Source organism: Bacillus sp. CFBP9009 (genome assembly GCF_036541465.1).
In the GTDB taxonomy this organism is placed as follows: domain Bacteria; phylum Bacillota; class Bacilli; order Bacillales; family DSM-1321; genus Peribacillus.
Map to the genome: position 1 here is coordinate 17,191 of NZ_JAZHFU010000026.1, position 22,691 is coordinate 39,881.

Genomic DNA, 22,691 nt, shown 5'->3' on the forward strand with positions numbered 1-22,691 from the left:
TTGATGGTGAAAGCAACTGTTTTATAATGAGCTCTTGTCTGTAAGGAATGGTTTTGACTTACCTTTGCTTTCCTTAAAAAATGATAAACACCATTTTTGCTTTTAGGGGTGCCACCAGCAAAACCTAGTAATATGCCAATCATTCAATTAACCTTTCCGTTGCTCACGCATCCATTGCGCAACCTGAATTTCCCCTTGTTCATTTGATTTTTCAAGCTCTGTAATAATCGCTTTGTAATCGGTGTCATTACGATTTTGACTCATTTTGGCTGCTGCTTGAATAGATGTGATTTCAATTTCAAAGCCGACTATTCCTTTCATTTCACTCTTAAGCAACTCTGGATCAAACGTTTCCCAGGTCCGACCATTTTCTCGGTGAGACTCATAGTGATTAAGCATAGTATCCAATGAGGATATCAGCTCGTCTTCAGTGATTACACGTGCTGATCCATACGCATGTACAGCTAGATAGTCCCATGTAGGAACCTCTTCGCACTGATACCAACTTGATGAAATGTAAGCGTGCTGTCCTTGAAAAATCAGTAACACATCACTATTATTGTCTAAAGTTTTTTTCTGCATGTTTCCGTATGCAATGTGCCCAGTCGCATAGATTTTCCCACCATCTTCCCGAATTTCCAAAGGAATATGCGTAGCCATGGGACGATGTTCATCAACAGTAATCAATAAGGCAAACGGGTTAGACTTCATAATTTGAACTGCCTCTTCATTTTTCATACGATATTGCTTAGGAATGTACACAATAATCATCCTTTCAACTTGAATTTGAGTTTTTTAAAATATAAGCATTAAAAGTAAATTCCGATAAAAAAATAATATTATACAAATTGACATGAAAAAAGGTACAATAATAAACAAATATACATGTCAGAGGGAATGCAAATGAATAATACCATTTTTACTTTTAATGATAACTCCCCAAAATACAAACAAATCTACGAGAAATTTAAATCATATATTGAACAAGGAGACATTTTGGCGAATGAGCAATTACCCTCCATTCGTCAACTTGCAGATTCCTTACATGTAAGCCGTAATACAACTTTACTGGCATATGAACAACTTGTTGCTGAAGGGTATATTCGTGGAGAGGGCAGAAAAGGTTATTTTGCAAATGAGTTAGAACCGCTAATATTTCAGGAGCCATTAATCTCTTATAATAAAAAGCAGACTGAGTCCAAGAAACCTCCGGTAGTTAATTTCAGGGCAGATGCCGTTGATCAAACACATTTCCCACTGAAAATTTGGAGGAGAATTGCTAATCAAGTATTAACATTACAGGATAGCTTTCGATACGGGGAACCATTTGGGGAAGAATGCCTGCGCGAACAAATCTCCACATATTTATTCCAATCACGCGGAGTGAAAACAAATGCAAATGCAATTATTATCGGAAGCAGTACCCAACAAATGCTTGTATACCTTGGACATATACTGAAGGATGAATTCCAGAGTATTATAGTTGAAGACCCTGGTTACGACGGTGCTAGGGAAGCTTTTCAATTCCATCGATTTATGCTTGAAACTTTGCCGGTTTATGAAACAGGTGCTGAACTTTCCCAATTAGAACAAATGAAATCACGATTAATCTATGTAACCCCTTCCCATCAAAGTCCAATTGGAGTAAGCATGTCTATTCAACAACGGCAAATGCTTATTCATTGGGTTAACAAGATTCGTGGATATATTATTGAAGACGATTATGATAGTGAATTTCGCTATACACAAAAACCATTTCCTGCTCTTGCCTCCATTGATTCAGCAAGAGTCATTTACTTAGGGAATTTCTCTAAGTCCTTTCTTCCAGGAATTCGTTTAAGTTATATGGTCTTGCCACAGCCATTATTAAATCGTTTTAAAAATCAGTTTCTTCATTTTGAAGCTACCACCTCCCTGCTTAGCCAGCTTACAATGGCTAAACTTATGGAAGAGGGAGAATGGAGTCGACATATTAAACGAATGCGCCTTGTTTATAAAAGAAAAATGCAGCACTTAGTATCCGCATTAAAAGAGCAATTCGCTCAAAATATATCAATTGTTGGTGAACAATCCGGTTTGTATGTATTAGTCAAAGTACATCTGAAGCATTCAGAAGAATGGTTAATTCAACAAGCTTCCTTTCATGGCGTTACAGTGTATCCTACGTCCCTCTACTTCATTAAAAATAACAACGACGGACCAATGGTTAAACTAGGTTTCAGTAATCTTTCTGCCGATGAAATTGATGTCGGTGTGAAACTCTTAAAGAAGGCATGGTTAAAAGAATAACTCCACAATTCTTATTTGAAATGTTTGGTGTTGCAATGATAAATAATATTCATAGGGACCTTAATTGGAAATCTCTAGCCTTATTAGTTATTGGATTTGGAGCGAGCTTTACATTTTTATCCTATGCAATGGAAACACTTCCTATGGGACAGCTTATGGAATATGGCCGGGAATTGTTGCGTCATGTGGAGCAATATTTGGAATGATCTTATACGGATAATCCAAAGATTGGAAGAGTTATTTATTGGGACGACATTAAGTGCAGTTGTAGGTCTAAAACTTGTTTCTTAATAAATAAATTGAAGGATAATTTTAAGCCTAATTTCCATATGAAATTAGGCTTAATTATTTAACAAATCTACTACAGTAGTTGAACAAGACAAAGTCGGATAACTTTTATTTTTGTAGATTTTTCTTCATAAGAGATGCTACTTGTATATTATCTTGTTGAGAAGTGTTTTCTAGATGCTTAATAATTAATTCTTGACGTTCCACAGGGTGATTTTGACTTAATTTAGCTTTCGCTTCAATTTTTGTGATTTTTATTTTAAATGCTACAATCCCTTTACTCATTCCTTCGATAAATCTGGAATCTATATCGTTTAAATTGTATGTGCTATCTGGACTTTCATATTTGTTCACCATATCATTTAGAGAATCGAATATGACTTTTTGATCTTCGATAATCTCCATCTTTCCATATAAATGGATAGAGACATAATTCCAAGTAGGAACTGCCATCGTTGTTTCATACCAAGACGGAGATATATAACAGTGAGGACCTTGGAAAACTGCAAGAACTTGTTGGTATTCTATATCCTTCCATTGTTCGTTTGGAAGGGCAAAATGACCATATAAAGCACTTTCACCTTTATTTAATATAAGTGGAAGATGGGTAGCGTACGGTTCTCCATTGTGTTGAGAAAATAAAGTGGCAAAGCTGTACTTTTCGATAAAATCATAAATTATTTCTTCATCCTTGAGGTGAAAATGTTTAGGTATATACATGATTTACCTCCTCCTTGATAAAGCCTTTGTTTTTCGGCTATCTCCAATTTTTAAAAATCTTAGTATTATATGAGATATTTTATTATGTAAACTGACATCTTAAAAGGTACAATTATTAATAATTGTACATGTCAAAGCTGAGGACCCTTTTGGACCTTCTCCGCGGATATAGCCTGTATAAGATACCGGGCCCGACAGGTTATCCAACATCATAGTGAGTTATTTATGAACCAAAATAACAGATAGCTAAGGTGTTTTTTAATTTTATTCAGCAATCAGGCCAAATTATGTAATAATCCCTTAAAATAAAGTAACTTAATAACTAGAATATTATATTGGAAGCATACAGATAACCAATAATTATTTTCATTAGAAAGGATTGAAATAGTATCGAATTAAGACATTTAGAATATTTTTTAATGGTCAGTAAAGAACTGCATTTTACAAAAGCAGCTGAAAAATTAGGAATTTCGCAACCAACTTTAAGCCATCAAATTAAAATGCTTGAACAAGATGTAGGCTATGCACTTTTTAACCGTATTGGTAAAAAGATTGAACTTACTAAGGTGGGAGAAATTGTACAAAAAGAAGCATTGATTATTCAAAATTCCTTACAAAGTATTTCTTCTCAAATTAAAGCACTTACAAAAGTAGAAATCGGGGAATTGAAAATTGCTGTGTTACCAGGAGAAATAACGGATTTGGTATCTACTTTGTGTATTAAATTTAACCAATTGTATCCGAACATAAAAGTGTTTGTTCAAAGTACGGATGAAGTGGAAAAGGCTGTTTTAGAGAATCAAGCTGATTTTGGTATTGGTTTTGAATTCAATCGGAATGATATGTTGATGGTGACGAAGTTATATGATGAAGAATTTTACCTGATTAGTAATCAAAGTAATGGAGAGCAGAAGGTTTCATTTTCCGATGTTTTAGACAGTTCTCTTATTTTATTTCCAAATATCCATCAATGCAGAAAAATACTTGATAAAACGAGTCTTGAGGTTGGCAGGCAGATAGAACCTATTGTCGAAACGTCTAGCATTGAATCTATCTTGAAGCTTGTTCGAAATGGGGTTGGACGCAGTTTTGTTTCGCGTACATTATATGAATTTTATGATACAGAGGATTTATTTTTCCAACGTATTGAAAAACCAACTTTGACTAGATCTGTTTATCTCGTGATGAAAAAGAATCGTTTTATCAATTATGCAGCACGTAAGTATATTAAGTTATTACTATGTGAAATCGAAAGGCTGCGTTTTCATACAGAAAAAGATGAGATAGCTTCTTTGAAAAGTTCTATATTATAGTTTTTATCTATTATTATCATAGAAAAGAATGAATAGATAAATGATAAATTCCTCTTTACAATAAATACAAGTTCATGAGAATGAGAACTATCAAATTGTAAAGGGGATTTTCAATTATGTTTCAAGAAGTAGCAGGTATTAAAATTCCAGATTCCCGATTGGCTAAAGAAGCAGCAGATCTTTTACGCGAGCATGGGGACGACTTGTTGTGGAATCATTCAAATCGTGTATTTTTATTTGGTGCAGTCAACGGTAAAAAAACGAATCATAATTATGATTTAGAGTTGCTATATGTTAGTGCATTATTCCATGATTTAGGCTTAACAAAAAAATTCAGCAGTCCAGATTTACGATTTGAAGTAGACGGTGCAAATGCAGCGAGAAGCTTTTTACAGCAGTATCAAATTCCAGATGAGTCGATTCGTCTTGTATGGGATGCTATTGCGTTACATACGACACCTGGCGTTGCAGAACATAAAGAGTCCGAAGTGGCACTACTTTTTTCAGGTGTTGGTTTAGATGTGATGGGAGATGGATTTGAACAATTCCCTGACGACTTGCGTGAAGAAATTATAAAAGCCTTCCCACGTAACAATTTCAAGAAGGTCATTATTCCAGCGTTTTATGAGGGCTTTAAGCATAAGCCAGAAACTACTTTTGGCAATATGAAGGAAGATATTATTGAATATTTTAGACCGGAATATAAAAATAAAAATTTCTGTGATTGTATTTTGCATTCACCATGGAAAGAATAGGGTACAAAAATGCACAACGTAACAGCGAATCGTGGTAGGAAGTTTGTACCAAAAGGAGATGTCAACTAAGGAAGCTACTAACTTAATTAAAGATGGTGTGGACTTTAAAAAAAGATTGATTATTTTGATGAGTCCAAATCCTGGCTGCCTATTTCAGATGAAACTTGGTATTGAACGTTAAGGACTCACACAATCAATGCATGCCCCTCATCTTTTATTTGAAGCTGCCCGGAACGGGTTATTAAATTCCTTCATATTTTTGTTTTCTATTGGGCAAGGACTCCAGCCCAATAGAATTTTTAGTAAATAAGGCCTTATCATTTTTAAAACGCATTCCACACTTTTTTGTTGAACATTTATAACCGTATTTCACAGATGTTTCAACTCCCTCATAATGTTTTGAATAGCGCGCGCCGTTTTGATTTTGCAAATGCCAGTTAAAGGGTCTTCTGAAGAGTAGATCGTAAAGATTTTTTATTTTCGGCATGTAATGTAACAGGGACAATCGTTAATTTTTGTTGCGGCATAGGAAAAGCACCTCCTTAGATTGATACAAGTATCGTACCAGGAGGTGCTACGTATTTAATATGCGCTGTTTAAAATAGGGGCTTACCTTTAACCGTAGTTTACGGCCCACTATCTAACTGTTTACCTCTATCCTCCAAAACTCTGTTCGAGTGAGTGGCTAACTTTATTCGGCGGGAATCCCACCCGCTATATGTAGAGCTATGCTCGATCGCTCTTACAGGCACCGGATGTTGATCCTAACTAGCAGCCGACTCGATGTGAAATTATCGAAACCAAATCCACCTATTCAACACTTTAACACACTAACTGGAAACTTCAGCTGATGGGGTCCTGACCTCAATTTTGTATTTTGTTTGGGAAGTATAATTTTCGCCTGCTAAAAGAAGAATATCTCCAAAATCTTCAAACTCAATCGCTCCTGGAGCAGCTTGGGTTTCAAACGTTATTCCGCCGTGTTGAATTAATTTTTCTCCGTGCATAAGTGGCACACCTTTCACAAAGTTTGCAGTGTAAATGACAACCGCAGGCTCTTCTGTGTATACCTCGACTGTTATTTTCTGGTCAGGACTAATTAATTTGGCTGCAGTTTGATGAAGTCCTAAGCACGTAAGGAAGAATGGATGATCGATTCCTTGAACCTTTTTAACTTCTGCGTCAATGGCTTCAAAGGTTGATTTTAATTTTTTCGGGGTTCGAAAATCATAAGGCGTGCCAATTGTGCTTCGCTTTTCCCCAGTTACCGTGGTATCTTCATTTACTGGTGCAAATTCTTCAGAAAAGATTTGTAAGAAGTGATCATCGATTGGATTGCTGGGATGCCCTGTTAAGTTAAAATAGACGTGATTGGTCGGATTAAAAATTGTGTCTTTATTACTATTTGCTTGATAGCTGACTGACCAAATATTTAAGTTGTCTAATGTATAAGTCACACTTACTTTCAAATTCCCCGGAAAACCATTCTCGCCATCAGGTGAGTGGGTTGAAAAGATGATCGATGCACTTTCGTCCGTCTCCTTCACTTCATAATCCCAGATTTTTTCATCGAATCCAGGGTTGCTACCGTGTAATGTATTCCCTAATTGATTTACAGATGTTTGGTAACGTGATTCACCAATTGAAAATTCGCCATTTTTTATTCTTCCAGCGACTCTTCCTATTGTTGCTCCATAATATGTTTCTTTTTTGTAATCCTCAATCGAGTCAAATCCCAATACGATATTATTACGACCCGTTTCCGTTAGGACGAACAGATTGACGATTCTTGCACCAAAGTTTGTAACTTCCATTCTTACTCCATGATCATTTTCTATTGTAAACAGCAAGACTTCATTTCCAAACGAGCTTTGTGATGTTTTCATTTTTTTCGGCTCCTTCCCTATTAAATTCCTTCATATAAATAAAAGCTAAAACACCATGAATTGCACAAAAAGTTCAGCAAACATTTTAATAGTTGAAAAGCCGAAGTAGCAACTTCGGCCTTAAGAAAGGGAATCATATGAGTAAATCAACATGTTCATGATGTGTGTGTAGATCATAATTACAGAAGTATTTTCCCTTATGACCCCCTGATTTAAAATGCATGCTTAACTCTCCTATTTGCGTATAGCTTCTTTGAATTCTGCTCCAAATCTCATAGGTATAATTTAAGCACTTTTACCCTTAGCTTGTTTACTTTCTCCAATTTTTTCAATTTCCTCCAAAGTATGACCTCGAGTTTCAGGAACGCATGTCCGGATAAATAAAACACCAAGTAAACAAATAGCACCAAAGATTGCAAAAACAGCTTCTTGAGACATCGAAGCGGTCATGATTGGAAATAGCAATCCAACCAAGAAAGAACCAATCCAGTTAAATGATGAAGCTAATCCTGACGCACGCCCGCGAATTACCAGCGGGAAAATTTCTCCAACTATGACCCAGGTTAAAGGAGCCCACGTGAATGAATAAAGTGCTACATAGATACTTAAAAAAACAACCATCATCATCGGATTTGCATTAGGAATTAATAAATTCAATATTGCCGGCAAAATAAAGGATAGTCCCATAATAGTTCCGCCTATTGTTAATAAAGTACGGCGATTAAATTTATCAGCAATCATAAGGAATATTAATGAACCTAGTACGAGAATAACCCCTTGAATAATTGGCCACATCAATACTGAGCTGGCTTCATGCCCTGTTGCTTTTTCCACAATCATAGGAATATAATAAAAAATTGCGTTTGCGCCCTGGAATTGTTGAAACGCAGCAACACCCACACCAGCAATTACTAAATAACGGTATTTATTACTTAAAAGTGTACCCCATGATGCTTTTTGATTTACCTTTGCTTCCTCTTTAACAGTTTCTTGAATTTGTGTTATTTCAGAATCAATTTGTTCTTTGTTAGAGCGAATAAAGCCCAACACCTTACGAGCTTCATCAATTTTATTGTTCTTAATTAAAAAACGTGGTGATTCGGGTAACCTTGACACTCCAATAAATAAGATCAAAGCAGGTACGGCAGCCAAACTAAGCATCAACCGCCATGCCATAGTTCCTGGTAAGTCTTTCAATAAATAAGCGACAATGTACGAAAGCAACATTCCAGAGACAATCATTGTTTGATTAATTCCTGACAGACGTCCACGTAAACGTGCAGGCGCCATTTCCGACATATAGGCTGGGACCAACGCAGAAGCAGCACCAACAGCCAACCCTAATAAAATCCGGGCAACAATCATAAAAAGGATCCCATTATGAGGGGATATTCCTGCCAAAATGGATCCAACAGCAAAAATGATAGAAGATATTAAAATCATTTTGCGCCGTCCTAAACGATCGGAAAGTTGTCCGGCCAGGGCACCTCCAAAAATAGCTCCAAACATCAACGAAGAGGTAATCCAGCCAATAGCACCAGGGTTGTTTTGAAGGTTCCAATCATGTTGCAGAAAAGGCAAAGCACCCGTCATAACGCCGATATCATAACCGAAGAGAATACCTCCAAAAGCCCCAAAAAAATAAATGAATCCACTTGAGATTTTCTTTTCATTAACCATTAAAATTCCCTCCTCAAGGTTTTAAAATTATATTTTTAAAATCCCACTACTAAAAATATTGATTGCTTTTAAGAAAATAATAATAGTGTTTTCAAACTACAAATATATGCTAGTAGAATCATCCTAAAAATTATTGATTAGGATGAATTCTGTGTCGTTATTGTGCTATTAAAACGCTTTCATCTTTTTCCGGAAAACCACGAACACGCTTACAAATAAAGTGATCATACTAATAGTTAATATTTCCATTCCCCAACTTCTGGAGTAACTATTTCTTCCCTCCTAGGAAGCAGAGCCTCCTTGAAGGGGAGAGACATTACTTAATAACTACGTATTCCAAGCCAACAAGTTTTGCATAGGTTATGATTTGGTCTGTTGTTAAGTTCAATGAAACAACTGTATGGTGACCGCCACCATTCTCAAGCCAAGCTTTCACTCCATCTTGGAAGTTTGGCTTCACTTCCCAAAGTACACGGGCCACTGGAAGGTTTGGTGCTGGAACAGTTGGCTCAAATGCAGAAACTTCATTAATCAAAAGTTTATAGTTTGTACCAAAGTCAGCCATGGAAACAACGACACCGTCTCCTGCTTTGCCGTCGAATACTAAACGTGCTGGATCTTCACGATCACCTATACCTAATGGAGATACGACAATTTTTGGTTTGTTACTCGCTAAAGATGGGTCGACTTCAAGCATATGTGATTGAAGGATTGATTCTTGTCCAGCAGCTAATTCATATGTGTAATCTTCCATAAAGCCAGTTGATTGGTTATGGCTCATCACTTTCAGTAAGCGATCAAGTGCTGCCGTCTTCCAATCCCCTTCACCCGCAAAGCCATATCCTTGTGCCATCAAACGTTGGACAGCAAGACCAGGAAGTTGTTTCATCCCATATAAATCTTCGAAGTTCGTTGTGAAGGACGTGTAACCACCATCATCAAGGAAACGTTTAATCGCAATTTCATAGCTTACCTGTACCTTTACGCTTTTCTCCCAATCTTCCCTACTGTAGGTACCATAATCAAATTCATAAAGGCCTTCGTATTCTGCAAATAAAGCATCAATTTCTTCATCAGTAACCGCATTTACATATTGAACAAGGTCTCCGATTCCAAAATAGTCAACTGTCCACCCAAATTGGATTTGCGCTTCAACCTTATCCCCTTCGGTTACTCCAACGTTACGCATGTTGTCTCCAAAGCGAGCGACCTTAATGTTGAAGCTTTCGTTATAAGCAACCGCTACGTCCATCCATTGTGCAATTTGCTGTCGCACTTCAGGGCGCTCCCAATAACCTACAACAACTTTATTTTGTTTTTTCAAACGGGCATTGATAAAACCATATTCACGGTCACCATGAGCGGATTGGTTTAGGTTCATAAAGTCCATATCAATCGTTGCCCACGGAATACTTTCATTGAATTGTGTAGCTAAATGCAGCAATGGTTTTTGTAATAATTTTGTTCCACGAATCCACATTTTTGCAGGTGAGAAAGTATGCATCCAAGTGATGACACCGGCAACTTCGTCACGATAGTTGACTTCTTTCATGATGCTTGTGATTTTATCTGCACTAACAGCTAAATCTTGCAATACAAGTGGATAAGGTAAAATACCGCTTTCATTTAATGCATCGGTTATCGTTTGTGCATGCGCCTTGACCTCTGCTAACGCTTCTTCCCCATATAGATGTTGTGATCCTACGACGAACCAAAATTCCTTTTTTTCTGTTGTTAACATAATAATCCTCTTTTCTTAATTCTAATGGTTTGATAATTTGATAGAGTTAATCTTACTTTTGACCGTAATAAGCATATTTTCCATGTTTTCGTAAATAGTGTTTATCCAAAATATTTTGTGGTAATTCTTTTGCAAAATGATTTAATTCCCGTGTAAATAAATTCATTTTCGAAACTTCATCCAACACCACACTATTCATTACGGCGGATTTTGCATCTTTGCCCCAAGTAAACGGACCATGACCATGAAGTAAGACACCAGGAACGACTAAAATGTCTAACCCACGCTCTTCAAATGTTTCGATGATTAACTTCCCAGTCTCCACTTCGTACCCACGATCAATCTCCTCTTGTGTTAAGTAGCGGGCACATGGGACGGATCCGTAAAATGTGTCTGCATGAGTGGTCCCCATCGCTGGAACATCAAGGCCTGCTTGAGCCCAGATTGTCGCCCAAGTTGAATGAGTATGCACAATGCCGCCGATTTCTTGGTAATACTTATAAAGTACTGCGTGAGTCGCTGTATCTGATGAAGGCCTCAACTCTCCTTCAACAACATTGCCATCTAAATCAACAACAACCATATCACTGGCTTTCATCGTTTCGTAATCAACACCACTAGGTTTGATAACAAATAAACCACTTTCACGATCAATGGCACTTGCATTTCCCCATGTATATTTCACGAGTCCATATTTAGGCAAGTCCAAATTTGCTTGAAATACCTCTTCTTTCAGTTGTTCTAACACGTCAATCCCTCCAGTTTTCCACTCATAACATCAAATTGTCTACAGCGGCCTGCTCAATCACTAAACCCTTCCTGTATCTTTCAATAAATGCTTCAAATCCTTTAACATCTACTTGATCAGGATAAATTTCTTGCCCATCAACCTCTTCGAATACTTTTTTGTCGAGGAAGTCTTCTAAACTTTCTTTTTGATCTTTATTCATCATGTAAGATGCAAGAATCGCCATTCCCCACGCGCCGCCTTCTCCTGCTGTTGACATAACGGATACTGGAGTATTCATTGCAGCGGCAACAATTTTTTGTCCAACAAGAGGGGTTTTAAATAAACCACCGTGAGCCAAAATACGATCAATTGCAACATTTTCTTCCTTTGTCAAAATACCCATTCCAATTTTCAAAGCACCGAAAGCAGTAAAAAGGTGAGTCCGCATGAAGTTTGCTAAATTGAAATGACTCTCAGGCGAGCGAACAAATAATGGTCGCCCTTTTTCTAATCCTGTGATATTTTCACCTGAGAAATAACCGTAGCTAAGCAAACCGCCACCATCTGGATCCGCTTCCAAAGCCTTATTCAACATTACTTCAAATAATTTATTTGTATCAACCTTTTGTCCCATTGCCTCAGAAAATTCACGGAACAATCCCAACCAAGCATTGAGATCACTTGAACAGTTATTCGCGTGAACCATTCCAACTGGACTTCCGTTTGGTGTAGTTACCAAATCAATTTCTGGATATACTTTTGAAAGTTCTTTCTCTAGTACAATCATGGCAAAAACGGAAGTTCCTACTGAGACGTTGCCGGTACGTTTCCTCACACTATTCGTAGCAACCATTCCAGTTCCAGCATCGCCTTCTGGTGGGCAAATTGGAGTGCCTGGTTGTAAATTTCTTGATCTATCCAGGATTTTCGCTCCAATTTCGGTTAATTCACCCGCTTGCTCGCCAGATATGTAGACTTTAGGAAGAATCTCTTTTAGACTCCAAGGATAACCTTTTGTCCCAATTAAATCGTCAAACTGCTTGACCATTGATTCATTGTAATCTTGCTTTGATTCATCAATTGGGAACATGCCTGAAGCATCTCCAATGCCAATTGCTTTATTACCAGTCAATAACCAGTGAATGTATCCAGCCAAAGTCGTAATACAATCAATGCGAGGCAAATGTTTCTCTTCATTTAATATTGCTTGATAAAGGTGAGCAATACTCCATCGTTCAGGGATATTAAATTGAAATTGATCAGTTAATTCTTTTGCTGCAACACCAGTTGTTGAGTTACGCCAAGTTCGAAACGGAACAAGCAGCTCCCCTGTACTGTCAAAAGCCATATACCCATGCATCATTGCAGAAAATCCAATAGAACCTATTTTTCGAATTGTAATTCCGTAATTTCGTTCAACTTCTTGCTTCATTTCACTATAAGCTGTTTGCAGACCAGTGATAATATCCACTAAGTTGTACGTCCAAATTCCACCTTCCAAGAGGTTCTCCCACTCATAACTTCCAGATGCGATTGTTTCATAACGATTATCAATCAACACCGCTTTAATACGTGTGGATCCAAATTCGATTCCAAGTGAAGTTTCTCCCTCGTTAATCGCTTGTTTAATTTTTAATATATTCGTTTGCACGTTAATCCCCCTTCTGTCAGCGCTTTCAATAAAAGGAGGCGCTTAAATGTATTAACAACCATATTATATTTTTTTGTACGTACATTTGTCAACAGTCAATATTATTTATGCTTACAACTTCCGAGGAGTATCCTCCATCCTCACCTTAAAATTAGGAATTTAGTAATAAAGGAATTTATATGACATAAAACCTAAGTGGTAAATAGGGAATTTATAACTTTTCGATAATTTATACAAAAAACTTAGGTGATTTGTTTTAATTTATTTAAAATTATGTTAAAATATGTCCGCACAAATATTTTAAGCAAATAAATTAGAATGCAAACAACTATGAAAGAAGTGAGGTTTAATGAAACCAAAGTATCAGGTAATCATTGATGATTTAAAAAATAAAATCCTTACAGGTGAATATAGTGTAGGGGAACAAATTCCTACTGAAACCGCCATGCAAGAAATGTACAACGTTAGCCGACACACTGTACGAAAGTCCATTTTAGAATTATCGAACGAGGGATTCTTAAGAAGTGAAAAAGGATCTGGCACATATGTTAGTAACCAATATCAATCAAAATCTGGTGGAAATTCCAAAAATAAAACGATCGGTGTAATCACGACCTACATTTCTGATTACATTTTCCCTTCTATTATCCGCGGAATTGAAAGAAGATTGAATGAAGATAATTATTCGTTACTATTAGCCAGTACAAATAATGATGTCGAACAAGAAAAAAAAGCCTTGGAAATGATGTTGTCATTTGGCGTGGATGGTTTGATTATTGAACCTACAAAAAGCAATCTATACAATCCCAACATCGCTTACTACCTATTGTTTAAGGAACAAGAGGTTCCATTCATCATGATCAACGCTTATTATGAAGAATTAGAGGTTCCTTTCTTTTGCCTAGATGATGTGCAGTCAAGCTATCTCGCAACAAAAGAATTGATTTCGAAAGGACACACCCAAATTGGAATCATTTCGAAAATGGATGATTTACAAGGAAAGTATCGAATGAAGGGATATATAAAAGCACTTGGAGAAGCTAAATTACGCTTTCAACCAGAGCAATTGCTTTCGTATACTACAGAAACGAGGCTAGACCTATACACGAACTTGAAAGGGTTCCTAAATGAAAATAGAGACGTGTTGACTGCCATTGTTTGCTATAATGACGAGGTAGGGTTGGAAGTAGCAAATGTATGCAGACAACTTGATATTTCTATTCCCGAACAATTATCGATTATTGGCCAGGACAATTCTTATATTGCGAAAAATGCTAATATCAAACTAACGACATTGACACACCCACAAGAACAAATGGGACATGATGCAGCTGATTGGGTCATTAAGAAATTACAAGGAAAGAAGGATTTACCAAACGAAACCTATTATCAACCAGTGTTAATTGAAGGCGAAACTGTCAAAGAGTTAGAAATACAATAATCTTAGTGTGTGATGCCTGTAGGCTCCATTCCCACAATGGCTGCCTCCAGTTTATTAAGTCTTTGAAGGCTTATCCATCCATTTTAAACCAGCAAATCCATCTTCATTATTTTCAAATGCAAGTGGATCTCCGACACAATTCCACGGAAATTTACTGCTCTAGCCACATGTAATTGTTGGGCAATATCCACTCTAACAAAAAGGTGTTTATCGGAAGTTCTCTCGATTAGTTGATTTTGTTTATCTTGCATTTTAAACTTCATATTAGGGTTCCTCCTAAGGTTTTGAGTTAGAGTGGTGTCTTACTCATATCTTACTGAGGAGCCCTATTTTTTTCAAAGCTGAAAAATAACGAACTAAAGGAATGCTAACCTGCCCCGTTTTGTTCCATAAGAAAAAGGCTGCCTCAGCAACCTCCTTTTTTGAAGTATGCACCTATTAGTTCAGTAAGTGTGTAAGGGTTCTTGGAAGTATTTTAATAAAACAAGTATCATCTAAGGAAATTGGAACAAATATTATAACTGTTCCAAACCAAATGAGGTGGCTAAACGAACAGAAGAAATTGCTTCTTCGCCAATTATGGCTAATGTAACCTACAACGAGAAAAGTATCTACATTGAGCACGTAGATAAACAAAATGGAACAGCTACAATCCATTCCCTTGATGAACCAATAAAAAACAAAGTGTTTCTGTAACCAGCTTAAAAGAACAGTAATTTGTCAATATTTCCTCGATACATTAATAAACTTCCACCTTCGGGTGGTGGTTTCATGTTAGATTAAGTTCATTGACCATCTTCTTTAACAATCTATCCCTTTGTTTAAGTCTACACTATATCTCTTTGCCACCTCTTTGCTGGCGGATTCCTGGTTTTACCCACATTCCTCGCGATTTGGTGAATAATAAGATAGCAGATCCTGCTACTACCGTAACTAACGTAAACAACCAATGTTGGCCCGTCATCATCAATACAGGAGCTAAACTAACAATTACTATATCAACCATTGCAACACCAACATAAGCAAGCGCATATTCAACTAGCGTTTTACTTTTCCCTTCTGGATCTACGATACGTAAAAAGACTATTCCCATTGCTACTGTTCCGGTCGCCCATCCCCATACTTGGAATGATTCAAGACGATTGGGAATACATTATCCTCCTAAGAATAAAAATATATTATTATATTGTGGCAGTCAACGGATTATGTTTCTTAATCTCTTGTATTGATAGATATAAAGAATAGTTTCCATAATCGAGAATTTTATTAAGAAAAAGATTCAATAGTTCTTGAGAGTTAACTTTTATTTTTAAATGGAAACAGCCTTCTCCTGATACTCGGTGAGCTTCAATTATCTCATTTCTATCATTAATAAAACGTATAAACGAATCATGGTTTGCTGTTTTCATATAAATAATGACAAATGCTGTATAAGAAAGTCCTAATTTCATTTCATCGACTATTAGAGAGTAGGCTTTAATTACACCATTTTCCTCAAGTTTTTTAATACGATTTCCTACTGCTTGTCCCGTCATATGAATTTGTTCACCTAAGTCTTTCCATTGAATACGTGAATTTTCGGATAATAACCGAAGGATCTGAAAATCAATGTTATCAAGTTCCATAATAAATTCCTTTCACCATGAAATGCATTGATATAAAAGTGTTTCATCAAAGTATCGATAGAAATCAATATATCATTTATCATTATATTGTACTAAAATTTTTTAAAGAGGTGGAAAAAATGAGCACAGCTTTAATCATTGTCGATATTCAAAATGACTATTTTCCAAATGGAAAGATGGAATTAAGCAACCCTGAAAAAGCAGCCGCTAATGCTGCTAAAGTTCTTGAATGGTTTAGACAGAATAACAAAGATAATATTTTTCATATCCAGCATATCGCAAGTGATCCAGGGTTAGGCTTCTTTCTTCCGAATACGGAGGGAGTTAAACTAAATGAAGCTGTTCTACCATTAGAACACGAAAGCATTATCATAAAACATTTCCCTAACAGTTTTTTACAGACTGAATTAGAAAGCAAATTAAAAGAAAAAGGAGTAACCAAGCTAGTGATTGTAGGTATGATGACGCATATGTGTATTGATGCCACAGTCAGAGCTGCAGTGGATCTAGGCTTTGAAACTACACTTATTGAAGATGCATGTGCGACAAGAGACTTATCTTATCAAGATAAGGTCGTTCCAGCTGAACAGGTTCATTATGCGTTTGTCAGTGCACTTAACGGTATGTATGCCAATGTAATTTCGACCGAGGATTTCCTGCAAAGCAAAACTAACACAAACTTGTAGGACCAATAATTTATTATAAGTGGGAGTTTGTTTTAAAACAAGCTCCCTTTTTTACTGATGTTAGACTTGTTATCCAAGTTATATCTTGCAGTTTCCTGCAAATGTGCAACTACCCGTCGCACAAAAAAACTCATACAAAAAAAAGAGAAATGATGAAGAAACCTATAAGTTAATTATTGGTCTTTTTGCTGGCTTGATTTTTATTATTACCATTTTAGAGGAGTATCTTGGACTGGGAAGAAAAGCTGCTACTCATGAAACTATTGGAAAACAGTTAACTACATTCATACGAAAGACAAGTATTCTAGAAACTTATGAAACTCTTACCCAAGCTGAATTAGATCAGGTATTGGGTGAATATAGTTCGATTAATGAAAGCGCACCTATAACCTCTGATAGAATATTTTTTAGGGAAAAACAACGGCTTCAGATAAAAATTGATATCAGTAAAAAACTTGAACAAACTCCCCATATGTCAGTACGATTGTATTGTATTAAAATGAAATTAAAACAAATTTTTTCATCAGATGAAACTCGAAATTGAAATAAGGAAAATCTAAATGATTAAAGGAAATTCTGCTTATTCAGTATTGATATTATTAAGTGGCGGAGTAGACTCTTCAGCATTAGTACACTATCATATTTCTCAAAGAGAAAAAGTAGAAGCAGTCTTTTTTGATTACGGACAAAAAAGTCATAAACAAGAGTTATTATCTGCTCAAAAAATAAGTAATCATTATGGTGTAAAACTTCATCACAAAAAATTAGGATTTAAACTTAGTGATTATGATGGTGAATATTTTTGTCGAAATTGTCTTTTTATATTAGCTGGATGCGGCTTTTTTGAGAAGCCTATATCACTAATTTCTATTGGCATCCATTCAGGTACCCCCTACTATGACTCATCTCCAAATTTTATTAATGATACCCAGACAATGCTTGATGGTTATTTTAGAGGAACAACCAGAGTAATAGCTCCATTTCTTGACTATTCTAAGAGGCAAGTTTATGAATACGTTGTTAATTATCAAGTGCCTATTCAGTTGACGTACAGCTGCGAATTAGGGCAAAAAGAGCCATGTGGATACTGTCTTTCATGTATTGATAGGAGGTTACTAAATGAACCAGCACCTAGCTAAAATTCGCAATATTAAAAAAATAAATTATAACACCCCTCTTCTTGTTCCATCCTTTTCCAGTAAAGGATTTCCTCATGTTAATGATTTACAGAATTATCTTAAGGAAAAACTCACTGAGGTATCTCTCATAAGTGCATATGACTTGCACTATGAGTACTTTGAACTTGACCAAATTTATGAATCGGACATTTTAATTATAGACAGTGGCGGCTATGAGAGGAATCTAGAACATGACATTTCTGATATTTACAATTCTTTATATATAGCAAAGGAATGGAATAAGAGTTTGTATGAAAATCAAGTTAAGATGCTACAGCCTATTACAGATATAATTTTGGTTAATTTTGATTATCAAGAAGTATATCCACTTAAAGTACAAGTTCAAAATGCAAAGAAACATTTTGAAAAATATCCGGTATTCGCATCCGATTTTTTGTGTAAACCATCTTCTAAAAATGATATTTTTATAGATATTGATAACGTAATCCAATGTATTGATCTCTTTTCTCATTTTGATGTAATAGGGTTTACAGAAAAAGAGCTAGGAGATTCCATATTTGAAAGAGCTAGAAGTATTTATAGAGTGAGGCAGGCTTTAACATCTACAGGGTTAGATTCACCTATTCATATATTTGGCTGTATTGATCCGTTGTCGATTGCATTGTATTTTCTATGCGGAGCTGATATTTTTGATGGTCTATCTTCTTCGGTTCTCTTTTAACGGTGGTACTCCAACATATTTTAATCACTATGCGTTAAACTACGGGCTCTCGGATCGACCAGACAATGAAGTAAAGATACTAGGATACGTTGAAAATCTCGAAGTTCTAGCTCAATTAAAAAGTAGATTGATAACATTTGCCCAATCCTCTGATTGGGAGGATCTATATTTAAGCCCAAGAGAAGTACAAGAAATTAAACTCATACTTACTAGGATAATGAAAAGCTTCGAGTAGAGGAGGAGACCAATCGATGGGTGGCAGTGGTGGTAGCTATAATAATCCCCCTAAGACGCTTAAGCAATTAGAACATGAAAAAGAGAATAGGATAATTCATGAAAAATTTGACGCAGATTTAAATCAGTATATTAAGGAACATTTTCAAAGAATAAATAGTCGTGATGTTGAAGGTATAAATAAGCATTTAGAGACACTAAAAAAAGCTCTTGAAAAGGACATTGAAGGATTTGTCGATCTAAAGTTTGGTGGTTCAGTAAATAAAAGTACTTATTCAACAGGAATTAGCGATGTTGATTTGTTGGTCCAAATAAATAATAGCCAATTATCAACGGCTAAGCCAAATGAAGTTTTACAGCTCTTTAAAGAGCAAGTTCAAAAACGATTACCTAAAACGGATGTGAAAATCGGAAAATTAGCATTAACTGTAAAGTTTGCGTCCGGTCATGAAATTCAGTTACTGCCAAGCAACAAAACTGAAACTGGTTATCGTATTCCTCGGCCCGGAGAAAATAAATGGAGTAATACAATAAGACCAAATAAATTTGCAGAGAAATTAACTAACGTAAACAAAGCAAATAGTAATAAATTGGTCCCCCTCATCAAGTTAATGAAAAATATTAATTCTACTTTACCTAAACACAGACAATTATCTGGGTATCACCTTGAATCACTTGCTATAGATGCTTTTAAGAATCCAGCTAATACACCAAAAACATATAAAGGAATGGTTGAACATTTCTGCCGTCATGCTGAACGTGCTGTCTTGAACCCCATTACCGATAGCACAGGGCAATCTGTACATGTAGATACTTACTTAGGAAATGCTAAAAGCTCTGAACGCCAAAGAGCAAGTAATACATTTAAACAGATGCTGAAAAGAATGGAGATAGCAAACAGGGCAAACTCCCTCGATGCATGGAAGGAAATTTTGAGTGGGAAATGAATATAGAAGTAAGCCTTTGTCACGTTGAGCAAAGGCTTCTTCCTTAACGAGTTTCTTCTATATATATAGTGACCTTTTTAGGTTTTTTTTCATATTCCTTAACCAACTTATAAAAAGTCGTCTTTTTAACGCCTAATTCCGCCATGGCTTTAACGGCTGTCATCTCTCCTGCTTTCCATAAATCATAGACTTCTATAAACTCTTCCGTTACTTGAGCTTTTGGTCGGCCAAAGGGCACACCCTTTTGCAAAGCCACATCAATTCCTTCACGCTGCCGTTTTCGTATACGATCCCTCTCCTCTTCCGCCATCCAGGAAAGGATTTGTAAAACCAGGTCTGCGATGAAGGTCCCTAAACTATCCTTAAATTTAGTGGTGTCCAACAAAGGCATATCCATGACCACGATATCTGCTTGGATATTTTTTGTGATGTCATTCCATTCCTGAAGGATTTCTTCTTTGTTCCGTCCAAATCGATCCAGTGAATGAGTGTAAAGGACATCTCCTTTACGAATCATCCGTTTTAATAATTGATATTGAACTCGATTGAAATTTTTTCCACTTTGTTTATCTAAAAAGATATCTCGTTCATTGAGACCTTTTTCCAACATGGCTTGAAGTTGTCGTCCTTCATTTTGATCTTTACTGCTTACTCGTATGTATCCAAATTTACGAACATCCATTTTTTACACCTCTCCATGTTAATTCTATCTCTTATTCTATTAAACCGTTCGTAAATATATCTGCAAAACAAAAAACGTCCGTAAATGTTTTTTACACTTTAACGGACGTAAAATAACATCGTTTACGAATAAAATTACCCAGTTCATAAAAGTGTACTTTTACGAACTGGTGTAACAATGCTATACCGCCCATTTCGGAAATTTTTTAGCTTTAAACGGCGCTCAACCATTTTTGTGAAATACAACATTTTCTTTTTTGGATATTATTAAAATAATAGATCTGCTGATTTTGTTAATTTTAGTCCCTTCATCCTATCAGCCTGTGATCCTTTTATCATTACCAAGAGGTTTTTGCTCGTATTTCCAAATGAAATCCTTGACAATGTAAGCGCTTTCTTTTATGATGATAATAGGTTGGATGGCATGCGTGTCCGTCATAGTATCTGGCGTAGGTGGGGCCAATACCCGGAACAGTACATAGAAGAAATCCCCTATTTTATGCAACAGCTAGCTTCTTCCGAATAGGAAACAGTGATTCATCAATCATGTTATTCAAATACAAAAAAACTCTGTATTCGGTCAAATTCAGGTTTCCCTAGCTTGAAAGCTCCCCTTAAGATCCCTTATGTTTTTATTACAAATATGTATGCTAGTTTTATTGTAGAATGAGGAGGTGCTTTATGGAGAACAAAAAAAGTTCCCTTTACGATGAATTACCGTTAGAATTATTGGCAGGATTTTATTATGAAATAAATAAGAACATTGAAAAAGGAATCTTGTCTGGTGCTATGTATCATGAAATTAGATTAATGGAACAAACAGCATTAAAAAGGGGTATCTCACTTGAATACCTACATGACAAGGGTGCTTGTATAATTGAAGCCGAGAAACTACTAAGAGAAACTACCCTGCAACCCTAAATTGTAGAATAAGAAGTCCAATGATGTTTTCTAGTCTACCCTAGGTGAGGCCAATACCTGGAACAGTATATAGAATAGATTCCATTTTTATTTACCCTCTGGCTACCAAAGGGTTGTTTTGGGTGGCATTCACCAAAAGAAATCATCGCCTTAAAAATTCCTAGTCTTTTTAATCTGTCCTTTAAAAGGCCTACACTTTATAAAAGAAATGCTATTTTTAAATCATCAGCAAGAAATTCCCCGTGCTATTGGAACTTATATAATGAAGGAAAACTTCTTGTATATCGTTAAGTATTCCCAATCCTACAAATTATCAAAAGTATTTTCAATGGCTGATTCCAATTCTTCTTTTCCTTCTCCTATATAACGTTTGGTCATGTTCAAATCTTTATGCCCCATCAATTTTGAAACGGTTTGAAGGTCTATCCCCTTATCGATTAATGTTTGGCAAAACGTATTCCGCAGCTTATGGGGAGTCGCATTATATTTAGTCAGCATATATTGCACGGACCTTGGCGTTATGCGTTGATTCACACTGGATATGAAGATGGCTTCCGTTTCCATATTTAAAAATTCCTTGTATGCCTTGATCTTTTCACTAGCAGTCATGGAGAGTGGAATCTTCCTGTCTATATCACCTTTTGAATCCCGGATGAGGATATATTGCCTTTCTCCCTCTTTTTGAATGTCACTATGGTTCAAATCACAAAGTTCGGACACCCGGATACCCGTATGAATCATTGTGTAGACAATGGCAATATTCCTGAAATGCCCAGAGGCCTCGATTTCTTTTAGGAGAGCAGCTTGCTCAAGCATGTTCAGGGCTTTTGGCGGATCTTCTTTCTTTTCCTTTGCTTTACGATCGATGTTGAGGACGATTTCGGGTTTATCAAGGAACCTGGAAAACATGGTAATGGCTGAATAATGTTTTTCAATCGTTCCTCCACTCTTGTTTGACTGTTCCATATCGTCTAAATAGGTTTGGACGTGGGATTTTTCAATCTCTTCCGCCTCATCTTTAAACCATTGAAGAAGCTGGGAGATGACTCCCACATAGGTTTTAATCGTACCATCGGATTTATTTTGACCCATTAACCATTTCGCAAAAGAATGAAGAATTTGTTTATTGTCCAGGATTTCTTCTTTACTGGTCATTCGAGAAGCCCCCTACCAAAATCATGCTATTAATAAGCCTTTCCAACGAATTGTGGAATTTATACAAAAAAACCTTAGGATTATCCTA

23 protein-coding genes and 2 pseudogenes are annotated in these 22,691 nt (G+C 36.2%); 12 read left to right on the forward strand and 13 right to left on the reverse strand.

Features of this window, described 5'->3' with window-relative positions; all coding sequences use genetic code 11:
* Window positions 1–147 precede the first annotated feature (147 nt).
* A complete protein-coding gene (locus V3595_RS26785; RefSeq protein WP_485910850.1) occupies window positions 148–771 on the reverse strand; it encodes an FMN-binding negative transcriptional regulator in 624 nt (207 codons plus the stop codon).
* Window positions 772–903: 132 nt separating this feature from the next.
* On the opposite strand from V3595_RS26785, the gene pdxR reads away from it, so the two are divergent.
* Window positions 904–2,289, forward strand: coding sequence for a MocR-like pyridoxine biosynthesis transcription factor PdxR (gene pdxR, locus V3595_RS26790; RefSeq protein ID WP_485910852.1), 1,386 nt, complete (start codon window positions 904–906; stop codon window positions 2,287–2,289).
* Window positions 2,274–2,495, forward strand: coding sequence for an SMR family transporter (locus V3595_RS26795; RefSeq protein WP_485910854.1), 222 nt, complete (start codon window positions 2,274–2,276; stop codon window positions 2,493–2,495). The genes pdxR and V3595_RS26795 overlap by 16 nt, the downstream gene beginning before the upstream one ends.
* Before the next feature lie 190 nt (window positions 2,496–2,685).
* Here V3595_RS26795 and V3595_RS26800 read toward each other — a convergent pair whose 3' ends face one another.
* On the reverse strand, window positions 2,686–3,297 hold the full coding sequence (locus V3595_RS26800; protein WP_485910856.1) for an FMN-binding negative transcriptional regulator: 612 nt from the start codon (window positions 3,295–3,297) through the stop codon (window positions 2,686–2,688).
* Between the two features lie 389 nt (window positions 3,298–3,686).
* Between V3595_RS26800 and V3595_RS26805 the strand changes: the two genes are divergently transcribed.
* Window positions 3,687–4,610, forward strand: coding sequence for a LysR family transcriptional regulator (locus V3595_RS26805; protein ID WP_485910892.1), 924 nt, complete (start codon window positions 3,687–3,689; stop codon window positions 4,608–4,610).
* Between the two features lie 116 nt (window positions 4,611–4,726).
* A complete protein-coding gene (locus tag V3595_RS26810) occupies window positions 4,727–5,365 on the forward strand; it encodes an HD domain-containing protein (RefSeq protein WP_485910858.1) in 639 nt (212 codons plus the stop codon).
* Between the two features lie 241 nt (window positions 5,366–5,606).
* Here V3595_RS26810 and V3595_RS26815 read toward each other — a convergent pair whose 3' ends face one another.
* From V3595_RS26815 to V3595_RS26840, 6 genes are all read right to left on the reverse strand, one after another.
* Complete coding sequence (locus V3595_RS26815) at window positions 5,607–5,852, reverse strand: hypothetical protein (RefSeq protein WP_485910860.1); 246 nt, start codon at window positions 5,850–5,852, stop codon at window positions 5,607–5,609.
* Between the two features lie 343 nt (window positions 5,853–6,195).
* Window positions 6,196–7,251: an aldose epimerase family protein gene (locus V3595_RS26820; RefSeq protein ID WP_485910862.1), complete on the reverse strand. Its 1,056-nt coding sequence runs from the start codon at window positions 7,249–7,251 to the stop codon at window positions 6,196–6,198.
* 285 nt (window positions 7,252–7,536) lie between these two features.
* Window positions 7,537–8,931 carry a sugar porter family MFS transporter gene (locus V3595_RS26825; protein WP_485910864.1) on the reverse strand — a complete coding sequence of 465 codons (1,395 nt, stop codon included), beginning with the start codon at window positions 8,929–8,931 and terminating at the stop codon, window positions 7,537–7,539.
* A gap of 316 nt (window positions 8,932–9,247) precedes the next feature.
* Window positions 9,248–10,672 (reverse strand): L-arabinose isomerase, encoded by a 1,425-nt coding sequence (araA, locus tag V3595_RS26830; protein WP_485910866.1) that lies wholly within the window; start codon window positions 10,670–10,672, stop codon window positions 9,248–9,250.
* Window positions 10,673–10,724: 52 nt separating this feature from the next.
* Window positions 10,725–11,420: an L-ribulose-5-phosphate 4-epimerase gene (locus tag V3595_RS26835; protein WP_485910867.1), complete on the reverse strand. Its 696-nt coding sequence runs from the start codon at window positions 11,418–11,420 to the stop codon at window positions 10,725–10,727.
* A gap of 22 nt (window positions 11,421–11,442) precedes the next feature.
* The gene (locus V3595_RS26840; protein WP_485910869.1) at window positions 11,443–13,053 is read right to left on the reverse strand and encodes a xylulokinase; all 1,611 of its coding nucleotides are present in this window, start codon (window positions 13,051–13,053) and stop codon (window positions 11,443–11,445) included.
* Window positions 13,054–13,402: 349 nt separating this feature from the next.
* Here V3595_RS26840 and V3595_RS26845 point away from each other — a divergent pair, with 349 nt between their 5' ends.
* Window positions 13,403–14,494, forward strand: coding sequence for a substrate-binding domain-containing protein (locus V3595_RS26845; RefSeq protein WP_485910871.1), 1,092 nt, complete (start codon window positions 13,403–13,405; stop codon window positions 14,492–14,494).
* Window positions 14,495–14,508: 14 nt separating this feature from the next.
* Here the strand turns inward: V3595_RS26845 and V3595_RS26850 are convergent.
* Window positions 14,509–14,757: pseudogene (locus V3595_RS26850) on the reverse strand (IS110 family RNA-guided transposase); the annotation flags it as partial.
* Window positions 14,758–15,073: 316 nt separating this feature from the next.
* Between V3595_RS26850 and V3595_RS26855 the strand changes: the two are divergent.
* A pseudogene (locus V3595_RS26855) lies at window positions 15,074–15,210 on the forward strand (H-type small acid-soluble spore protein).
* 116 nt (window positions 15,211–15,326) lie between these two features.
* Here V3595_RS26855 and V3595_RS26860 read toward each other — a convergent pair.
* Together V3595_RS26860 and V3595_RS26865 are read right to left on the reverse strand one after the other, a co-directional pair.
* Window positions 15,327–15,587 (reverse strand): hypothetical protein, encoded by a 261-nt coding sequence (locus tag V3595_RS26860; RefSeq protein WP_485910873.1) that lies wholly within the window; start codon window positions 15,585–15,587, stop codon window positions 15,327–15,329.
* An 88-nt stretch (window positions 15,588–15,675) separates the two neighbouring features.
* On the reverse strand, window positions 15,676–16,119 hold the full coding sequence (locus tag V3595_RS26865; protein WP_485910875.1) for an Lrp/AsnC family transcriptional regulator: 444 nt from the start codon (window positions 16,117–16,119) through the stop codon (window positions 15,676–15,678).
* Window positions 16,120–16,238: 119 nt separating this feature from the next.
* On the opposite strand from V3595_RS26865, the gene V3595_RS26870 reads away from it, so the two are divergent.
* From V3595_RS26870 to V3595_RS26890, 5 genes are all read left to right on the forward strand, one after another.
* A complete protein-coding gene (locus V3595_RS26870) occupies window positions 16,239–16,805 on the forward strand; it encodes a cysteine hydrolase family protein (RefSeq protein WP_485910877.1) in 567 nt (188 codons plus the stop codon).
* A gap of 85 nt (window positions 16,806–16,890) precedes the next feature.
* Window positions 16,891–17,349, forward strand: coding sequence for a hypothetical protein (locus tag V3595_RS26875; protein ID WP_485910879.1), 459 nt, complete (start codon window positions 16,891–16,893; stop codon window positions 17,347–17,349).
* A gap of 16 nt (window positions 17,350–17,365) precedes the next feature.
* Complete coding sequence (locus V3595_RS26880; protein WP_485910881.1) at window positions 17,366–17,944, forward strand: 7-cyano-7-deazaguanine synthase; 579 nt, start codon at window positions 17,366–17,368, stop codon at window positions 17,942–17,944.
* A complete protein-coding gene (locus tag V3595_RS26885; RefSeq protein ID WP_485910883.1) occupies window positions 17,925–18,665 on the forward strand; it encodes a hypothetical protein in 741 nt (246 codons plus the stop codon). Before V3595_RS26880 ends, V3595_RS26885 begins: the two co-directional genes overlap by 20 nt.
* Window positions 18,666–18,916: 251 nt before the next feature.
* Complete coding sequence (locus V3595_RS26890; RefSeq protein WP_485910885.1) at window positions 18,917–19,846, forward strand: CBASS oligonucleotide cyclase; 930 nt, start codon at window positions 18,917–18,919, stop codon at window positions 19,844–19,846.
* Window positions 19,847–19,889: 43 nt separating this feature from the next.
* On the opposite strand, the gene V3595_RS26895 is transcribed toward V3595_RS26890, so the two are convergent.
* The gene (locus V3595_RS26895) at window positions 19,890–20,528 is read right to left on the reverse strand and encodes a recombinase family protein (RefSeq protein WP_485910887.1); all 639 of its coding nucleotides are present in this window, start codon (window positions 20,526–20,528) and stop codon (window positions 19,890–19,892) included.
* Between the two features lie 680 nt (window positions 20,529–21,208).
* On the opposite strand from V3595_RS26895, the gene V3595_RS26900 reads away from it, so the two are divergent.
* Entirely contained in the window at window positions 21,209–21,448 is a 240-nt protein-coding gene (locus V3595_RS26900; RefSeq protein WP_161922965.1) for a hypothetical protein, read from the forward strand.
* A gap of 303 nt (window positions 21,449–21,751) precedes the next feature.
* Here V3595_RS26900 and V3595_RS26905 read toward each other — a convergent pair whose 3' ends face one another.
* A complete protein-coding gene (locus V3595_RS26905; protein WP_485910890.1) occupies window positions 21,752–22,603 on the reverse strand; it encodes a tyrosine-type recombinase/integrase in 852 nt (283 codons plus the stop codon).
* Window positions 22,604–22,691: the final 88 nt, after the last annotated feature.